The sequence below is a fragment of the Bradyrhizobium sp. SZCCHNS1050 genome (assembly GCF_032484785.1).
Taxonomy (GTDB): Bacteria; Pseudomonadota; Alphaproteobacteria; order Rhizobiales; family Xanthobacteraceae; genus Bradyrhizobium.
In genome coordinates, this window is the sequence record NZ_JAUETR010000001.1 from 2,502,454 (window position 1) to 2,518,462 (window position 16,009).

Consider the following 16,009-nt stretch of genomic DNA (forward strand, 5'->3'; position numbering starts at 1 on the left):
CTACAAACTCGGTGTCGTCCCGGCCTTGATCCGGCAACTGTTATGTTGATGGAGTGATCGCATAAGGTTTTCGGTCGCGCATCATGGCATTCAGGATGGTTAGAAGCTTCCTGGCGACGGCGATGAGGGCGAGCTTGGCGGGTTTACCGGCTTGGCGCAGACGGTTGTAAAAGATCTTGAAGCGATCGGCGCGGCGGACGGCGTTGAGGGCGGCCATGTAGAGGGCGTCGCGGACACGCTTCCGGCCGCCGCCGATCTTGCGCTTGCCACGATACGCCCCGCTATCGCGATTGAAGGGAGCCAGGCCCGCAAGAGCGGCTACCTCCTTTGGCCCGAGATGGCCGAGTTCCGGCATCTGGGTGATGAGTTGCATGCAGGCGACGGGTCCCACACCGGGCACGGAGCGCATCAGCTGTGCCTGCTCCGCAAGCACCGGCTCGGCTTTGATGAGCGCGTTGATCTCGGCCTCGATCTCGACGATCTCGTCATTGAGGACCTCGATCAGGCGGCTGATGCGTTCGGCCATGGCGCGGTCCTCGGCCTCGCTGCGGCGGTTCTTTTCCTGGGCGCGCATGGCAACCAGTTGATCCCGCCGTTTTGCAAGCCTGGCGAGGGCGCTTTGGGCAGGCGTCATGGCCTGCTCGGTGGCTGGCTGCATGGCGCGCCCAAAGGCTGCCAGCGTTCGCGCGTCGATCGGATCGGTCTTGGCGAGTTGGCCGCTGGCGCGGGCGAAATCGCGAGCTCGAGCCGGGTTGATCCGCGCAAAGCGGATGCCCGCCCGACGCAGGGCCTCGCGCAGTTCGAGGTCGTAGACACCCGTGGCCTCAAAGACCACCAGAACATCGCATCCCCAACGCGCCACCAGCTGTGTGATGGCCTGTGGCCCGTTGGCGATGCGCTCCGGCGCCCCCACGGCTTCATCAAAAATATCGAGATAGGGTTTGCAAACGTCGATTCCGACGCAACGAAAAGGTACGATCACGGTGCCTGTCCCTGTGATGCGAGGTCTGTTGGCGCAGCCTCGTGCAACTGTTCAGGTTGATAAATGGAACGGGCGGGAGACCGAGCCGGCTCACGGCGTCTAGCGCCAAGGACCCAACGGCTTCCCGCCCACCATCATCATGGCAGACTTTCCAGACACAGGGACCCATACTCCGCGGCGGTAATTGTCGCGCGAGATGGAGCTGCCAGCCTTCACAACATTGAATTCGGTGTTTATGGGTCCCGGCTCAAGTCCAGGACGACATCTGTTTTGTGGCGGCGGCCTGCTTAGATCTCCACCACCTGTCCTGGCTTGAGCACACCAAACCGCTCGCGCGGGATGCCGGCCTGGTCGAGCGCGGCGTGCAGGGCGCGCACCGGCGCGTCGATCGCCTCGTCCGTCAGTTGGAACGTGCCGTGGTGATGCGCCAGCGCGGCCTCCGCGCCGCAGTCCTGCAGCGCCTGCACGGCATCCTCCGGGTTCATGTGCTGGTCGCGCATGAACCAGCGCGGCTCGTAGGCGCCGATCGGCAGGATCGCGAGCCTGATCGGCGCGTGCTGCTCCGCCACGCGGCGGAAATGCTTGCCCGTGCCGTAACCGGAATCGCAGACGATGTAGACCCTGCCGCGCGGCGTCTCCAGCACGAAGCTCGCCCACAGCGCCTTGTTGCGGTCGAACAGGCCGCGCGCCGTCCAGTGCCGCGTCGGCACCAGGGTCACGGCGACCTCCTCGTTCAGCGTCACGCGATCGTGCCAGTCATAGGCCTCGGCGCGGATCTTGGAGTCAGCGTCGATCATCGTAAGGTCGTTGCCCAGCGGCGTGACGACCCGCGGCGAAAATCGCGCGGTCAGCTTCGACAACGTCCGGATGTCGAGATGATCGTAATGCCCATGCGACACCAGCACGACGTCGATATGCGGCAGCCCCTCAAAGGCGATGCCGGGATCATTGTGCCGCCGGGGACCGGCGAACGCGAATGGCGACACCCGCTCCGACCAGACAGGATCGACCAGGATGTTGAGCCCGCCGGTCTGGACCAGCCAGCTGGCGTGGCCGATGAAGGACAGCCGCACTGTCTCGCCGTCGATCCGGTGCGGCGGCGTGTCGGCGTGCGGGCTCGCCGCCCAGGACGGCCAGCGGGAACGCTTGCGGTTGCGGTCGAACTGCCAGCGCAGCACCTGGGACAGGGATTTGGGCGGAACGCCGTCGGGATCGTAGAAGCGCTTGCCGTCGAAATGGTCGGTGACGGGGCCGGAATAGGTCCTGGAACGGCGCAGCAAGGTCGTCCTCGCAAGGGAAAGCTGAACTGGCGCAAGAGGTAAGCGCCCCCACAGGGTCCGGCAACGGGACGGCGAGAAGCAAGTTTCCTTGACTTTTGCGGCTGCTGAGGGTTTAACCCGGCCGAATTTCGGAAAGTTTCGTCTTTTCGAGCCACCGCCCGGCCCTGGAGGCCGGAGGTCACCGCCCGACAGCGCTGTGCGCCCTCGGGCGCAAACGTGTTTGGACTGACGGTTTCGGCCGACGGGCCGAGGTTTATATGGTCGTCATGGGCCGCAGCAAGCGGCGATGACGGGCGGCAATGAAGCGAGCGCCCGCAAGGGCAAAGGATAACGGCATTGTTCGACAATCTGTCGGAAAGGCTTGGCGGCATTCTCGATCGGCTGACGGGGCGTGGTTCGCTCTCGGAAGCCGATGTCGACGCCGCGATGCGCGAAGTCCGCCGGGCGCTGCTCGAGGCCGACGTCGCGCTGGAGGTTGTCCGCAGCTTCACCGAGCGCGTGCGCGAGCAGGCGATCGGCGCCACCGTCGTCAAGTCGGTCACCCCCGGCCAGATGGTCGTCAAGATCGTCCATGACGAGCTGGTCAAGACGCTCGGCGACGACGGCCAGACCATCGACCTCAACGCCGTGCCGCCGGTGCCGATCATGATGGTCGGCCTGCAGGGCTCCGGCAAGACGACCACCACCGCCAAGCTCGCGCGCCGCATGGTCCAGCGCGACAAGCGCAAGGTGCTGATGGCCTCGCTCGACGTCTACCGTCCGGCCGCCATGGAGCAGCTCGCGGTGCTCGGCCGCGACCTGGACATCCCGACGCTGCCGATCGTGGCCGGCCAGATGCCGCCGCAGATCGCACGCCGCGCCATCGAGGCCGCCAAGCTCGGCGGCTACGACGTGGTGCTGCTCGACACCGCCGGCCGCACCACGCTGGACGAGGACATGATGAAGGAGGCCGCCGAGATCAAGGCGGTCGCCAACCCGCACGAGGTGCTGCTGGTCGCGGATTCGCTGACCGGCCAGGACGCCGTCAATCTCGCCCGCGCCTTCGACCAGCGCGTCGGCCTCACCGGCATCGCGCTGACCCGTATCGACGGCGACGGACGCGGCGGTGCGGCGCTGTCGATGCGCGCGGTCACCGGCAAGCCGATCAAGCTGCTCGGCACCGGCGAAAAGACCGACGCGCTGGAAGACTTCTATCCCTCGCGCATTGCCGGCCGCATCCTCGGCATGGGCGACATCGTCTCGCTGGTCGAGAAGGCCGCGGCGAACATCGACGCCGAGAAGGCCGCGCGCGCCGCCGAGCGGATGCGCAAGGGCCAGTTCGACCTCAACGACATGCGCGAGCAACTGCAGCAGATGGCGCAGATGGGCGGCATCGGCGGGCTGATGGGCATGATGCCCGGCATCTCGAAGATGAAGAACCAGATCGCGGCCGCCGGCATCGACGACAAGATCCTCAAGCGCCAGGTCGCGATCATCGATTCGATGACGCGCGAGGAGCGCAAGCATCCCGACCTGCTCAAGGCCAGCCGCAAAAAGCGCATCGCGGCCGGCTCCGGCCAGAGCGTCGAGCACGTCAACAAGCTGCTCAAGATGCACCGGAACATGGCCGACGTGATGAAGGCCATGGGCTCAGGCAAGCGCGGCCCGCTGGCCGGCATCGCCCAGGCGATGGGTTTTGGCGGCGGTGGCGGCATGCCCTCGCCGGATCAGCTCAAGGCGCTTGCGGAAAAGATGCCGGGTGGCATGCCCGGCGGACTGCCGAATTTGCCGAAGGATCTGCCCGCCGGCCTGCGCGGCGGCCTACCGAACCTCCCCGGCCTCACCGGTCTCAGCGGCAAGCCGACTCTGCCGGGCCTCGGCCTTCCTCCGGGGAAGAAGAAATAATGAGGATCATCCGCTCCTCTTTCCATTCGTCATTCCGGGCGCGCGCAGCGCGAGCCCGGAATCCATACGCACGATCGTGGTTATGGATTCCGGGCTCACCGCTTCGCGGTGCCCCGGAATGACGGCTTAGCTGACATCAACTCATCAGAAGACACTCAGGAGAACCTACATGTCCGTCGTCATCCGTCTCGCCCGTGCCGGCACCAAGAAGCGCCCGGTCTATCACGTCGTCGTCGCCGACTCGCGCTTCCCGCGTGACGGCCGCTTCATCGAACGTCTCGGCTACTTCAATCCGCTGATGCCGAAGGACAACGAGGCACGCCTCAAGCTGGACATGGAGAAGGTGAAGGGCTGGCTCGCCAAGGGCGCGCAGCCGTCCGACCGCGTCGCCCGCTTCCTCGACGCCGCCGGCGTCAAGAAGCGCGAAGCCCGCCAGAACCCGATCAAGGCCGTGCCGCGCAAGGAGCGCAAGGCGCAGGCCGAAGCCGCCGCCAAGGGCTAAGGTCGTTGACGAGCGCGGCCTCATGCTTCGAGATGCACGGCTTGCGCCGTGCTCCCTTGCATGAGGAACTGGCTCCTCCTCCTGAGGAGCGCGCGTTCGAGCGCGTCTCGAAGGACGAGGCACGCTGATGTCCAAGCTCATCTGTGTCGCCAGAATCGGCGCCGCGCATGGCGTGCGCGGCGAGGTTCGCTTATGGACCTTCACCGAGGATCCGCTGGCCGTGCTGCATTACGGCCCGCTCACGACCAAGGACGGCAGCCGTTCGTTCGAGGTCGCGAAGGCGCGCGAGGCCAAGGACCATCTGGTCGCAGCCATCAAGGGCGTCACCGACCGCAATGCGGCCGAACGCCTCAACGGGCTCGAGCTCTACGTGCCCAGAGACCGCCTGCCCGAGACGGCTGACGACGAATACTACCACGCCGACCTGATCGGCCTCGCCGCGGAGACCGCTGACGGCGCGCAGCTCGGCCGCGTGCTCACGATCCATAATTTCGGCGCCGGCGACATCATCGAGATCGCCCCGCCCTCGGGCAGCACGTTGCTGCTGCCGTTCACCAATGCAGTGGTGCCGACGGTCGATCTTGCCGGCGGCCGCGTGATCATCGAGCTGCCGGCGGAGATCGAGGGCGAGGATGAAGCCGCGGATGAACCGGCTTCCGCTGAAGATGACGCTGCCGCCGCACCCTCCGCTCGTCGTCCCCGCGAAAGCGGGGACCCATAGCCACCGCAGCTGATTGGCTTGCGCGGGACTGGCCGCATGCCTCGTTTCGACATCACGCGGTATGGGTCCCGAATCGGCGCCGCGACGCGCTGACGCGCGTCACGCTTGTCCGGGACGACACCGGTGTCGAGGTCGCAAGAGCCGGCAATGCATCCAGGGCTCGATCTCGCAACCTGGGTACCTTAACACAGAGCATCATGACGACTTCGCCCCCATCCCCAGTCGCACCTTGGCGCGCCACCGTGCTGACGCTGTTCCCGGAGATGTTTCCCGGGCCGCTCGGCGTCAGCCTGGCCGGCCGCGCGCTGGCCTCCGGCATCTGGTCGTTGGAGGCGCGCGACATCAGGGCCTCCGCCACCGACAAGCACCGTAGCGTCGATGACACGCCGGCCGGCGGTGGCCCCGGCATGGTGCTGCGCGCGGACGTGCTGGCAGCCGCGATCGACGCGGCGGCGATCGATCCCGAGCGGCCGAAGCTGCTGATGAGCCCGCGTGGCCGGCCGTTGACCCAGGCCTTCGTCCGCGAGCTCGCGGCCGGTCCGGGCCCGCTGATCGTCTGCGGTCGCTTCGAAGGCGTCGACCAGCGCGTCATCGATGCCCGCTCGCTGACCGAGGTCTCGATCGGCGACTACGTGCTGTCGGGCGGCGAGATCGCCGCCCTGGTGCTGATCGACGCCTGCGTCCGGCTGCTTCCGGGCGTGATGGGCAAGCTCGAATCGGGCACCGACGAGAGTTTTTCCGATGGCCTACTTGAATACCCGCAATACACCCGGCCCCAACTATTCGAAGGCCGGACCATTCCGGATGTGCTCACCTCGGGTGACCACGCCAAGGTCGCCGCTTGGCGCCGCGCCCAGGCCGAGGCGCTGACTGAAGCGCGAAGGCCGGATTTGTGGGCCGAATGGCAGGGGCGCGACGGCCGAGAACAAAGAGGGACCGGCCAAAAAGAGCCAAAAAGCACGACAGACGGGTGACAAGCCTCGCGCTTTGGCTTATAGGAGCGCCCAATTCCGCAAGTGACGGCAGGAACAAGCGCAGCCCCCGCGTGACCCGGCTGGGCGCGCCGCCGATGGAGATTTACCCGTGAACCTGATTCAGCAGCTCGAAAAAGAGCAGTTCGACAAGCTGTCCGCCAACAAGACCATTCCGGAGTTCGGCCCGGGCGACACCGTGATCGTCAACGTGAAGGTGGTCGAAGGCGAGCGCACGCGCGTGCAGGCCTATGAGGGCGTCTGCATCGGCCGGTCCGGCGGCGGCATCAACGAGAGCTTCACCGTGCGCAAGATCTCCTATGGCGAGGGCGTGGAGCGCGTGTTCCCGATCCTCTCCCCGATGATCGATTCGATCAAGGTCGTGCGCCGCGGCAAGGTGCGTCGCGCCAAGCTGTATTACCTGCGCCAGCTGCGCGGCAAGTCGGCCCGCATCGTCGAGAAGCAGGACCGGCAGCAGACCGCCGTCAACGAGTAGTCGTTGCTTTCATTGGATTGACGAAGAGCGCGGGCTGGCCCCGCGCTTTTTTGTTTTTGCGCTGCCGTCATTGCGAGCGAAGCGAAGCAATCCAGAGTCCTTGCCCCGGCCCCTGGATTGCTTCGTCGCTTCGCTCCTCGCAATGACGGCGGGCGCAAACGCATCTCGCACTCCACGGCACGCGTGCTATATACCCCCTGAAATGGTTCTAGATCGCACCAGCATGGCCTGTCGCCGCGTCGTCATCGACGATCGCCGCCGGCTGCCCGGGCGGTTCTTCGGACGCTTCGCCACCTCGGCAACATCTGAGCTTAGGCGCGCGCTGTAAGCCGCAGCGCCTCATTGCTGATTGTTCACGCGTGCCCGGCACGCGCTCAGTTTCCAACCTTCAATTCCCGGGAGCATTCGCTCATGTCGAAGCCGACCACCCTGTACGACAAGATCTGGAACGACCATCTGGTCCACGAAGCCGAGGACGGCACCTGCCTGCTCTACATCGACCGCCATCTGGTCCATGAAGTGACCTCGCCGCAGGCCTTCGAAGGCCTGCGCATGACCGGCCGCAAGGTGCACGCGCCTGAGAAGACGCTGGCCGTGGTCGATCACAACGTGCCGACCACCGACCGCTCCAAGCCGAATCCGGATCCGGAGAGCATCGAGCAGATCAAGACGCTGGCCGAGAACGCCAAGGAATTCGGCATCGAATATTACAACGAGTTCGACCGCCGCCAGGGCATCGTCCACGTGATCGGCCCGGAGCAGGGCTTCACCCTGCCCGGCACCACCATCGTCTGCGGTGACAGCCACACCTCGACGCATGGCGCGTTCGGTGCGCTGGCGCACGGCATCGGCACCTCCGAGGTCGAGCACGTGCTGGCGACACAGACGCTGATCCAGAAGAAAGCGAAGAACATGCGCGTCACGGTCGACGGCGTGCTGCCGGACGGCGTGACGGGGAAGGACATCATCCTCGCCATCATCGGCGAGATCGGCACCGCCGGCGGCACCGGCTACGTGCTGGAATATGCCGGCGAGGCGATCCGCGCGCTGTCGATGGAAGGCCGCATGACCGTGTGCAACATGTCGATCGAGGGCGGCGCCCGTGCTGGCCTTGTGGCGCCCGACCAGAAGGCGTTCGACTTCCTGCGCGGCCGTCCCAAGGCGCCGAAGGGCGCGGCCTGGGATGCGGCGATGCGCTACTGGGAGACGCTGCGCTCCGACGAGGGCGCGCATTTCGACCACGAGCTGCGTCTCGACGCCGCCAAGCTGCCGCCGATCGTGACCTGGGGCACCTCGCCCGAGGACGTGATCTCGGTGACCGGCGTGGTGCCCGATCCGGACCAGATCGCGGACGAGGCCAAGCGCATCTCCAAGCATCGCGCGTTGAAGTACATGGGCCTGACCGCGGGCACGAAGATCACCGAGATCAAGCTCGACCGCGTCTTCATCGGCTCGTGCACCAACGGTCGCATCGAGGATCTGCGCGCCGCAGCCAAGATCGCCGAAGGCAAGACCGTCAGCGGCCACGTCAATGCGATGGTCGTCCCGGGCTCGGGCATCGTCAAGGAGCAGGCGGAGGCCGAAGGCCTCGACAAGATCTTCATCAAGGCCGGCTTCGAATGGCGCGAGCCGGGCTGCTCGATGTGCCTCGCCATGAACCCGGACAAGTTGGCGCCAGAAGAGCGCTGCGCCTCGACCTCGAACCGCAACTTCGAGGGACGCCAGGGCTTCAAGGGCCGCACCCACCTGGTGTCGCCAGCGATGGCCGCGGCGGCCGCAATCGCAGGACACTTCGTCGACGTACGCGACTGGCGCTGACGTCATCTCGCTGCTTCACATCCGGCACGGCGGCCGGTCTACAAACGAACGCGATGGCTTCACCCAAGCCATCGCGTTTTTCATTTCACCTCAACGTCGACACAGTTCGGCAAGGGCTTCTTAAGTCTCGTCGCGCACAATCCTACCGCCGGACGCGCTGCGTCTGCAGAGGAACGTGCCGAGGAGCCTGACATGGCCGACAAGCCGGAATACGTCGACCTCATCCGTGATGCGACGCGCCAACGCCGCAAGACACCGCCCGCCAAGATCATTGCCCAGCCCGAGGCTCCGAAGGAGGAGCGGCGGTTGTCGAACTGGCCGCCCGGCCGCTTTGCCAAATGGCGCCTGGAGACGCTGGTGCCTTGGAAGCTGAGTGTGAGGAATTGGCAGTTCAAGGATTGGCTCTGACCGCCGCGCCCCACTCCATCCCCTTGAAATGAGAGAAGGACGCCGTTGGGCGCCCTTCCTGCTTTGTCGAACTTCAGGTCCCGTCAGTAGTAGCGCCAATGGTGGCGGTGGCGATGATGCCACCGGTGATAATGGCGCCAGTGATGACCCCGCCAATGCCGATAGTGGCAGATGCGGCGCGGCCCGTAATGGGTCCAGACGACGCGGCAGCGGCGATAGGGATAGTAGTAGCCCGAGGTATAGACCGGCGCGTAATAACTGCGATAGCCGTAGAAGTGCCGGCGGTGATGGTGGAAGTACGGCCGGTAGGCATAGTACGGACGATGATGATAGCCGCCGCCATGGAACACCGGCCGCGGGCCGAATCCGCCATGGAATGCGGGGCCGCCACCGTGGAAGACAGGACGCGGGCCACCGCCGCCGAAGGCATGTCCTCCCCCATGAAACGCGGGGCTGCCGCCGCCATGGAACGCCGGGCCACCGCCTCCGCCGTGAAATCCACCACTGCCGGGATGCCCGCCACCACCGCCGCCATGGCCGCCGGGGCCTCGGACCTGAACGGTCAATACGTCCGAAGGCGTCTGCGTGGCGGAGCCGGCACCGGGACTCACCGGCGACATCGCAAGCGCAGGCCGTCCGGACGCGCCCGCCAAGACAAACAGTGTGGCCGCCGCAAGACTGAGGCGACGAGCAAGACCAGCGCGCTGGTCCTTCATCCTCATCATGGTCCCTTCTCCCTGAATGCTGTGCAACGATGGACCCATGCAGCGCCGATGCTGGTCGTCCGATCGGTGGATTGGCGCACCCCCAACATGAACGTAGAGATAGCGACGTGAATGCGGCATGAATGATGCTCGTCAGTGATGCACGGTGCACACGCATCTGCGGCGTGGCGTCGCGGCAGAGGAGATGCAAGTGAGCCTCTAAGTCGTCCTGCAACTCAGGATCACGGATGCCGACGCAACGGCTCACGTGCTGCTCGTGCGGGGACTTCGCAACTAACGACACGCAGGAAACGCAGCGCGCCTCGCGGACATGGCCTCAATGGTAGAACGGCGTGAACAGAACCAAGGGGCCCGGCGGATAGGCCGGCGTGTAGTCCGTGGGACGGTCGAGATAGTGCGGCACCTCTGCCGTCGAAACCACGAGCTTCGATCGGCGGCCCTGCCGACGCGGGCCAGCATCCGTTACGGTCTGACGCGCCTGCGTAACGGCTGGAGCTGCGGCCACAGGAGCGGTGGCGGCGGAACTTGCGAGCAGCATCGCCACCGTGACAACGCTGATCCCGAGCCAGGTTCTGTTGACTGATGGTTTCATGGCGAACCTCGTTGCCAGCCCCCCATCAACGTACAGGCCCGCAAAGCGGGCCTGTTTGATTTCGGTCATTGTCTCGGTCGGCCGGAAAGCGCGGCTTACCAGCGGCCGTGATGGCGATATCCGTAGTGATGCGGCCGCCAGTGATGACGCGGATGGTAGTAATGCCGAGGATAGTAGTGGCGCCGGGGATGCCAATGGCGGCGGCCGTGCCAATGCGCCTGCGTGGTCTCCTGCGCCGTGCCCTGCTGCACCGCGGTCGCAGCGCCCGGATTGATCAGTGACAGCGCCTGCGCGCGTTCGGCGGGGGCAGCCATCGCGAGAACGGCGCCAACCGCCGCGATGCCCAACAGCTTCATCACAGTCATGAACTTCTCCCTCGATCGCCTGACATCACGTCCGGCACCGTAACTTCCGCCTTGTCAGTTGCCTGAATGGCGGCCGCAGCAGCGCGACGCAGACCAGTCTCGAACGAGCGACGTGAATGGGACATGAAGACCTGCGCAGGAGCAGAATGCCGATATGTCGCGCATGGTTCCGCCGCAGTGCGCGACATATCGGCACTGTGTCCGGACGGTAACATCAGGCAACGTCGCGATCGCGACCGAATCACGTGCGCGCTTGCCGAGCCGATCAGTGCGCGGGACCCAGGAGTCAGCCGCGTCGCCAGACGCAACTCATATGCGGGACGATCACGGTGCCGCTCGGCCGATGCTCCGGAACATAGGTGGCATCGCATACACGAACTGCGTTCGGACCCGGGTTGAAGCGCGGCACCACGTCGGGCTGCCAATGACCCTCGTAGCGCGGATAGATCTGGATTCGTCGTTGCCGGCGCTGTGCGGAGAGATCCGTGCTCACCTCACCCTGCACGGCGCCGCGCGCGCCGGCGGGTTGCTCCGCTTGCGCTGTTGCCGAGATCGAGACCACGACCGCCGCAGCCAGCGCCGCTCCGGCCAGCACCATCGACATCTGCCTCATCTGTTCCCCAACCCCCAATTCGCGCGTCACGGTCGCCGGTTTCATCCCCTGCGTCAACCAGCTCCGCCACACATGTCATAGAACCAAGATGCAAGATGATCAAAGCCGGGCTAGAAGGCGGCAATGTGGACAGATCTGAAAGCCCCCTCGCTCGCCGACATGGAAGTCATGGCGCACGAGATGTTCGAGCGTCTGCCCGAGCATTTTCGCAGGATGTGCGAGGGCGTCATCATCCGGGTCGACGACTTTCCGACCGAGGAGGTGCTCGACGAGATGCAGTCCGAAAGCGAGTTCGACCTGCTCGGCCTGTTCCAGGGCACGGGACTGCCGTTTCGCAGCAACGACGACCTGCCGCGCCTGCCCAACATGATCTGGCTTTATCGCCGACCGATCCTCGACTACTGGGCCGAGCACGACGAGAGTCTTGGGCACATCGTCCGCCACGTCCTGATCCACGAGATCGGCCATCATTTCGGAATGTCCGACGACGACATGGAGGCGATCGAGGCGTCCGTCGACTGACGACCCGGCGAGAGCACCGGGATTTTGACTTTATCCGCCCTGCCGTTCGGGCTAAACAGCGGCCTGCCCGTATTCTCGAAGGTGCCCCGATGGACAAGTTCACCACGCTGGAAGGCGTCGCCGCTCCGCTGAAGATCATCAATGTCGACACCGACATGATCATCCCCAAGCAGTACCTGAAGACCATCAAGCGCACCGGCCTCGGCAAGGGCCTGTTCTCGGAGCAGCGCTACAAGGACGACGGCAGCGAGAACCCGGATTTCGTGCTCAACCAGCCGGCCTATCGCAACGCCAAGATCCTGGTCGCCGGCGACAATTTCGGCTGCGGCTCGAGCCGCGAGCATGCCCCCTGGGCGTTGCTCGATTTCGGCATCCGCTGCGTGATCTCGACCTCGTTCGGCGACATCTTCTACAACAACTGCTTCAAGAACGGCATTCTGCCGATCCGCGTGTCGCAGGCCGACCTCGACAAGCTGTTCGACGACGCCGAGCGCGGCGCCAACGCGACCTTGACGGTCGATCTCGCCAACCAGGAGATCCGCGGCCCCGACGGCGGCACCGTCAAGTTCGACATCGACCCGTTCCGCAAGCATTGCCTGCTCAACGGGCTCGACGACATCGGGCTGACGCTGGAGAAGAAGGCGTCGATCGACAGCTACGAGGCCAAGCTGGCCGAGCGCGCCTGGGCCTGAGGCCCGCCGAAGGATGGTGAGTTCGCGGGCCCCGGACCTCGTCCGGGGCCCTGTTTCGAGAGCAGCCCAGCAGGTCCGCCGTTGACGCGCGTATTGCCCGAGGTCGTCACCTTCTGGCGGGGGCCGCTCGACCGCCTGCGCCAGACCTGCCTGCGCTCGCAGCTCGCCGCCGGCCACAAGGTCACGGCCTACAGCTTCGATCCGCTGCCCGGCCTGCCCGACGGCGTCGGCAATGCCGAGGCCGAGGCGGTCCTGCCTTATGCGTTCTCCGAGCGTCTCAGGCCGCCGCAGCCGGACGGCGGCTGGCGCGATTGGACCACCTTGCAGTTCAGCGACTTCTTCCGGATGCGGCTGATGGCACAGCGCGCCGGCCTCTGGCTCGATGCCGACGTGCTGCTGCTCAGGCCGGTCGAGATCGACCCCGCCGTGCCCTATTTCGCCTGGGAGCGGCCGCGGCAGCTCGGCAACTCCGTGCTCTACCTGCCGCCGGAGGATCCGATCGTCGCCGAGTTCGCCGCGCTGATGGCGCAGGACGCGCTAACGCCGAACTGGCTTTCGCTGCGTCACCGCCTCACCTTTGCGCTGCGCCGCCTGCGCGGCGGCTCCGACCGCCTCTCGGACATCCGCGTCGCCATCTTCGGCCCTGCCGCGCTGACGGCGCTGGCCCGCCGCCATGGCTCGCTGCATCATGCGCTGCCGAAGCGCAGCTTCTACGCGGTGCATGCCGAGCCGAAGGCGTTCTTCGACCCTTCCGACTTCTCCGGATTGATCGCCGATCCCCAAATCATCGGCCTGCACATCTCGCCGAAGGGCCGCGGCGGCGAAGCGCCGATCCCGGGCAGCCTCTATGCCTGGGCGGCCGAGCGATTTGCCCCGCGCTGACCTTTGCAGCCTGCGCAGGACCGATTCGCTGCTTGATCTACCGCAACGTCCGCGCGTCCACCCGGTGATTGATTGCGGGCCATCATCGGAGACGTGTCATGACCGTAGACGCCAAGCCCTATCCGCGGGTTCAGTTCCTGATCGATACGTTCGCGCAATGGCTCCGGCACCGGCGTGAGCTGAGCGAGATCCGGCAGCTCGACCGTGACGATTTCGAGCGCATCGCGATGGACCTGCAGGTCACACCGGCGGATCTCGACGAGCTGGTCCGTCACGGCGAGCACGCCGCCGACGAGTTGCCGCAGATGCTGAAGGCGCTCGGCATCGACGAAGCCGCGCTGGGGCGCGCCGAGCCGCTGGTGCTGCGCGACATGGAGCGCGTCTGCGCCATGTGCAAGGACAAGCCGCGCTGCCATCGCGATCTTGCCGCCGGCACGAGTGCCGAGCACTACGAGGAATACTGCCTCAACGCCCCGACCATCGACCGCCTGGGCAGCGCCGCGGTCAAGCACTGATCGCCGCCTCCCTCCCACCCAGCGGAGCAATGCGATGAGCCTGCCGAATCTGCACCGCAATACCTGGCTCCATGTCGGCGCCGCGATCCTGCTCGCGCTCGGCGCGATGCTGCTGATCCGGCTGCACAATGCCGGCGGCGTGACGCCGGCCGCCGACAGCGTGCAGGCGGGACGCAAACTGGCGGAGGCCTGGTGCAGCACCTGCCACGCCATCGACACCAGCGGGGCGCGAGCCCAAACCACGACCGCCCCCGATTTCGTCGCGGTCGCCAACATGCCGTCGACGACCGAGCTATCGCTCAAGGTGTTCCTGCAGAGCAGCCACCCGACGATGCCGAACGTCATCCTGACCGCCGAGCAGCGCGGCGACCTCGTCAACTACATCCTCAGTCTCCGCCGCATCTGACGCCTCACTTCGCCACCGCCGCGATCGCATCGGCGATCGCGATCGTGCGTCGCGCCATCTCGGCATGCAGCCGCTCGACCATGCGGCCGTCGATCTGGATCGCGCCGCGCGAGGCATTCTCCGGCAGCTCGAACGCGGCGATGATCTTGCGTGCCGCAGCGACCTCGTCGGCGGGCGGTGTGAAGATCGCGTTGCAGGCGTCGATCTGGCCGGGATGGATCAGCGTCTTGCCATCGAAGCCGAGATCGCGGGCCTGGATGCATTCCTGAGCGAATCCGTCGGTGTTGGCGAAATCGCTGTAAGGCCCGTCCAGAATCTCCAGCCCATGGGCGCGCGTCGCCAGGATGCAGTGGCTGATCATCGGCAGCATCGTGAAGCGGCCCGGCAGCATCCGGATGCGAGTCTCACGCGAGATGTCGTTGGGTCCGAACACGAAGCCGGCGAGCCGCGAGCCTTCCTCGTGCACGGTGGCCGCGAGCAGATCGGCATCGAGCACGGCACGCGCCGTCTCGATCATCGCCCATACCTTCAGCGCGGGATCGGCGCCGACCTCGGCCAAGCGATCCGTGACCAGGCGAAGGTCCTCGACGGTCGACACCTTGGGAACGAGGATGCCGTCGGTCGCCGCCTGTCCGGCCATGGCGACGTCGTCGCGCCACCACGTCGTATCCAGGCTGTTGATCCGGATCAGCAGTTCCCGCTTGCCGTAGCCGTCGGCCGCCACCGCCTTGGCGATCTGGTCGCGGGCGGCGGCCTTGGCGTCCGGCGCCACCGAATCCTCGAGATCGAGGATCAGCCCGTCGGCCGGCAGGTTCCGCCCCTTCTCCAGCGCGCGCGCATTGGAGCCGGGCATGAACAGAAGACTGCGGCGCGGGCGGATCATTTCGGCGTTTCCCTTGGTTTATCGACGCGGCCCGCGATACCATTTCGGGGGCCGGCCCGAAAGGCTTGTTCCCGGAAGGCGCATGTGTTTAGGCAAGGCCCATGATCTCGTTTCCGCAACGCCTGCTCGAAGGCTATCGCGCCTTCGCCACCCAACGCCTGCCGACCGAACAGAGCCGTTACCTCGAGCTCTCGGAGCGCGGCCAGTCGCCCGAAGTAATGGTGATCGGTTGCTGCGACTCGCGCGTCTCGCCCGAGGTGATCTTCGACGTCGGTCCCGGCGAATTGTTCGTGCTGCGCAACATCGCCAACCTGGTGCCGATCTATCAGCCGGACGCCAACGCGCACGGCGTGTCCGCGGCGCTGGAATATGCCGTCACCGTGCTGAAGGTGAAGCACATCGTCATCCTGGGCCACGCCCAGTGCGGCGGCATCCGCGCCTTCGTCGACAAGGCGGCGCCGCTGTCCCCGGGCGACTTCATCGGCCGCTGGATGTCGATGTTCATCAAGCCCGGCGAGGTCGTCGAACAGCGCACGCATGAGAGTTTCCAGGACTTCGTCACCCGGATCGAGAAGGCCGCGGTGTTCCGCAGCCTCGAGAACCTGATGACCTTCCCATTCGTGCGCAGCCGCGTCGAGGCCGGTGATTTGCAGCTCCACGGCGCCTATTTCGGCGTCTCCGAGGGCTCGCTGTTCGTGCTCGACAAGGCCAGCAAGGAATTCAAGAGTGCGCGCATCGCCGAGTAGCGAAGA

The 16,009-nt window shown here is 65.9% G+C and carries 20 protein-coding genes; 13 read left to right on the forward strand and 7 right to left on the reverse strand.

Annotation, left to right across the window (positions count from 1 at the left end; translation table 11 throughout):
* Nucleotides 1-40 precede the first annotated feature (40 nt).
* Both QX094_RS11340 and QX094_RS11345 read right to left on the reverse strand, forming a co-directional pair.
* A complete protein-coding gene (locus QX094_RS11340) occupies nucleotides 41-982 on the reverse strand; it encodes a transposase (protein WP_315751903.1) in 942 nt (313 codons plus the stop codon).
* A 287-nt stretch (nucleotides 983-1,269) separates the two neighbouring features.
* Nucleotides 1,270-2,262: an MBL fold metallo-hydrolase gene (locus QX094_RS11345; protein WP_315825766.1), complete on the reverse strand. Its 993-nt coding sequence runs from the start codon at nucleotides 2,260-2,262 to the stop codon at nucleotides 1,270-1,272.
* 336 nt (nucleotides 2,263-2,598) lie between these two features.
* Here QX094_RS11345 and ffh point away from each other — a divergent pair, with 336 nt between their 5' ends.
* The 7 genes from ffh to QX094_RS11380 all read left to right on the forward strand — a co-directional run bounded on the left by ffh (nucleotide 2,599) and on the right by QX094_RS11380 (nucleotide 9,062).
* Complete coding sequence (gene ffh / locus QX094_RS11350; protein WP_315715903.1) at nucleotides 2,599-4,146, forward strand: signal recognition particle protein; 1,548 nt, start codon at nucleotides 2,599-2,601, stop codon at nucleotides 4,144-4,146.
* Between the two features lie 169 nt (nucleotides 4,147-4,315).
* Nucleotides 4,316-4,648, forward strand: a complete 333-nt coding sequence (rpsP, locus tag QX094_RS11355; protein ID WP_008964221.1) for a 30S ribosomal protein S16 — start codon at nucleotides 4,316-4,318, stop codon at nucleotides 4,646-4,648.
* 127 nt (nucleotides 4,649-4,775) lie between these two features.
* On the forward strand, nucleotides 4,776-5,369 hold the full coding sequence (gene rimM, locus QX094_RS11360; RefSeq protein ID WP_315750615.1) for a ribosome maturation factor RimM: 594 nt from the start codon (nucleotides 4,776-4,778) through the stop codon (nucleotides 5,367-5,369).
* 197 nt (nucleotides 5,370-5,566) lie between these two features.
* A complete protein-coding gene (gene trmD, locus QX094_RS11365; protein ID WP_315750614.1) occupies nucleotides 5,567-6,343 on the forward strand; it encodes a tRNA (guanosine(37)-N1)-methyltransferase TrmD in 777 nt (258 codons plus the stop codon).
* A gap of 109 nt (nucleotides 6,344-6,452) precedes the next feature.
* Nucleotides 6,453-6,836 (forward strand): 50S ribosomal protein L19, encoded by a 384-nt coding sequence (gene rplS, locus QX094_RS11370; protein WP_015663536.1) that lies wholly within the window; start codon nucleotides 6,453-6,455, stop codon nucleotides 6,834-6,836.
* Nucleotides 6,837-7,247: 411 nt separating this feature from the next.
* On the forward strand, nucleotides 7,248-8,654 hold the full coding sequence (gene leuC, locus QX094_RS11375; RefSeq protein WP_315825763.1) for a 3-isopropylmalate dehydratase large subunit: 1,407 nt from the start codon (nucleotides 7,248-7,250) through the stop codon (nucleotides 8,652-8,654).
* A 192-nt stretch (nucleotides 8,655-8,846) separates the two neighbouring features.
* Nucleotides 8,847-9,062: a hypothetical protein gene (locus tag QX094_RS11380; RefSeq protein ID WP_315715897.1), complete on the forward strand. Its 216-nt coding sequence runs from the start codon at nucleotides 8,847-8,849 to the stop codon at nucleotides 9,060-9,062.
* Between the two features lie 83 nt (nucleotides 9,063-9,145).
* Here the strand turns inward: QX094_RS11380 and QX094_RS11385 are convergent, their stop codons facing one another.
* The 4 genes from QX094_RS11385 to QX094_RS11400 form a co-directional block, all read right to left on the reverse strand.
* Entirely contained in the window at nucleotides 9,146-9,787 is a 642-nt protein-coding gene (locus QX094_RS11385; RefSeq protein ID WP_316169951.1) for a hypothetical protein, read from the reverse strand.
* A gap of 316 nt (nucleotides 9,788-10,103) precedes the next feature.
* Nucleotides 10,104-10,379 (reverse strand): hypothetical protein, encoded by a 276-nt coding sequence (locus QX094_RS11390; RefSeq protein WP_315715895.1) that lies wholly within the window; start codon nucleotides 10,377-10,379, stop codon nucleotides 10,104-10,106.
* A gap of 95 nt (nucleotides 10,380-10,474) precedes the next feature.
* Nucleotides 10,475-10,744 carry a hypothetical protein gene (locus QX094_RS11395; RefSeq protein WP_315715894.1) on the reverse strand — a complete coding sequence of 90 codons (270 nt, stop codon included), beginning with the start codon at nucleotides 10,742-10,744 and terminating at the stop codon, nucleotides 10,475-10,477.
* A 286-nt stretch (nucleotides 10,745-11,030) separates the two neighbouring features.
* Entirely contained in the window at nucleotides 11,031-11,339 is a 309-nt protein-coding gene (locus QX094_RS11400) for a hypothetical protein (RefSeq protein ID WP_316173652.1), read from the reverse strand.
* 141 nt (nucleotides 11,340-11,480) lie between these two features.
* Here QX094_RS11400 and QX094_RS11405 point away from each other — a divergent pair, with 141 nt between their 5' ends.
* The 5 genes from QX094_RS11405 to QX094_RS11425 all read left to right on the forward strand — a co-directional run bounded on the left by QX094_RS11405 (nucleotide 11,481) and on the right by QX094_RS11425 (nucleotide 14,374).
* The gene (locus tag QX094_RS11405; RefSeq protein WP_316173403.1) at nucleotides 11,481-11,879 is read left to right on the forward strand and encodes a metallopeptidase family protein; all 399 of its coding nucleotides are present in this window, start codon (nucleotides 11,481-11,483) and stop codon (nucleotides 11,877-11,879) included.
* An 89-nt stretch (nucleotides 11,880-11,968) separates the two neighbouring features.
* Nucleotides 11,969-12,571, forward strand: a complete 603-nt coding sequence (gene leuD / locus QX094_RS11410; RefSeq protein WP_315715892.1) for a 3-isopropylmalate dehydratase small subunit — start codon at nucleotides 11,969-11,971, stop codon at nucleotides 12,569-12,571.
* An 81-nt stretch (nucleotides 12,572-12,652) separates the two neighbouring features.
* Nucleotides 12,653-13,453: a hypothetical protein gene (locus QX094_RS11415; protein WP_316173404.1), complete on the forward strand. Its 801-nt coding sequence runs from the start codon at nucleotides 12,653-12,655 to the stop codon at nucleotides 13,451-13,453.
* Nucleotides 13,454-13,551: 98 nt separating this feature from the next.
* Nucleotides 13,552-13,968 carry a DUF6455 family protein gene (locus QX094_RS11420; protein ID WP_315715890.1) on the forward strand — a complete coding sequence of 139 codons (417 nt, stop codon included), beginning with the start codon at nucleotides 13,552-13,554 and terminating at the stop codon, nucleotides 13,966-13,968.
* Nucleotides 13,969-14,002: 34 nt separating this feature from the next.
* Complete coding sequence (locus tag QX094_RS11425; protein ID WP_315715889.1) at nucleotides 14,003-14,374, forward strand: cytochrome c; 372 nt, start codon at nucleotides 14,003-14,005, stop codon at nucleotides 14,372-14,374.
* Nucleotides 14,375-14,378: 4 nt separating this feature from the next.
* On the opposite strand, the gene QX094_RS11430 is transcribed toward QX094_RS11425, so the two are convergent.
* The gene (locus QX094_RS11430; RefSeq protein WP_316187928.1) at nucleotides 14,379-15,257 is read right to left on the reverse strand and encodes a CoA ester lyase; all 879 of its coding nucleotides are present in this window, start codon (nucleotides 15,255-15,257) and stop codon (nucleotides 14,379-14,381) included.
* Nucleotides 15,258-15,358: 101 nt separating this feature from the next.
* Between QX094_RS11430 and QX094_RS11435 the strand changes: the two genes are divergently transcribed.
* On the forward strand, nucleotides 15,359-16,003 hold the full coding sequence (locus QX094_RS11435; RefSeq protein ID WP_316186216.1) for a carbonic anhydrase: 645 nt from the start codon (nucleotides 15,359-15,361) through the stop codon (nucleotides 16,001-16,003).
* Nucleotides 16,004-16,009: the final 6 nt, after the last annotated feature.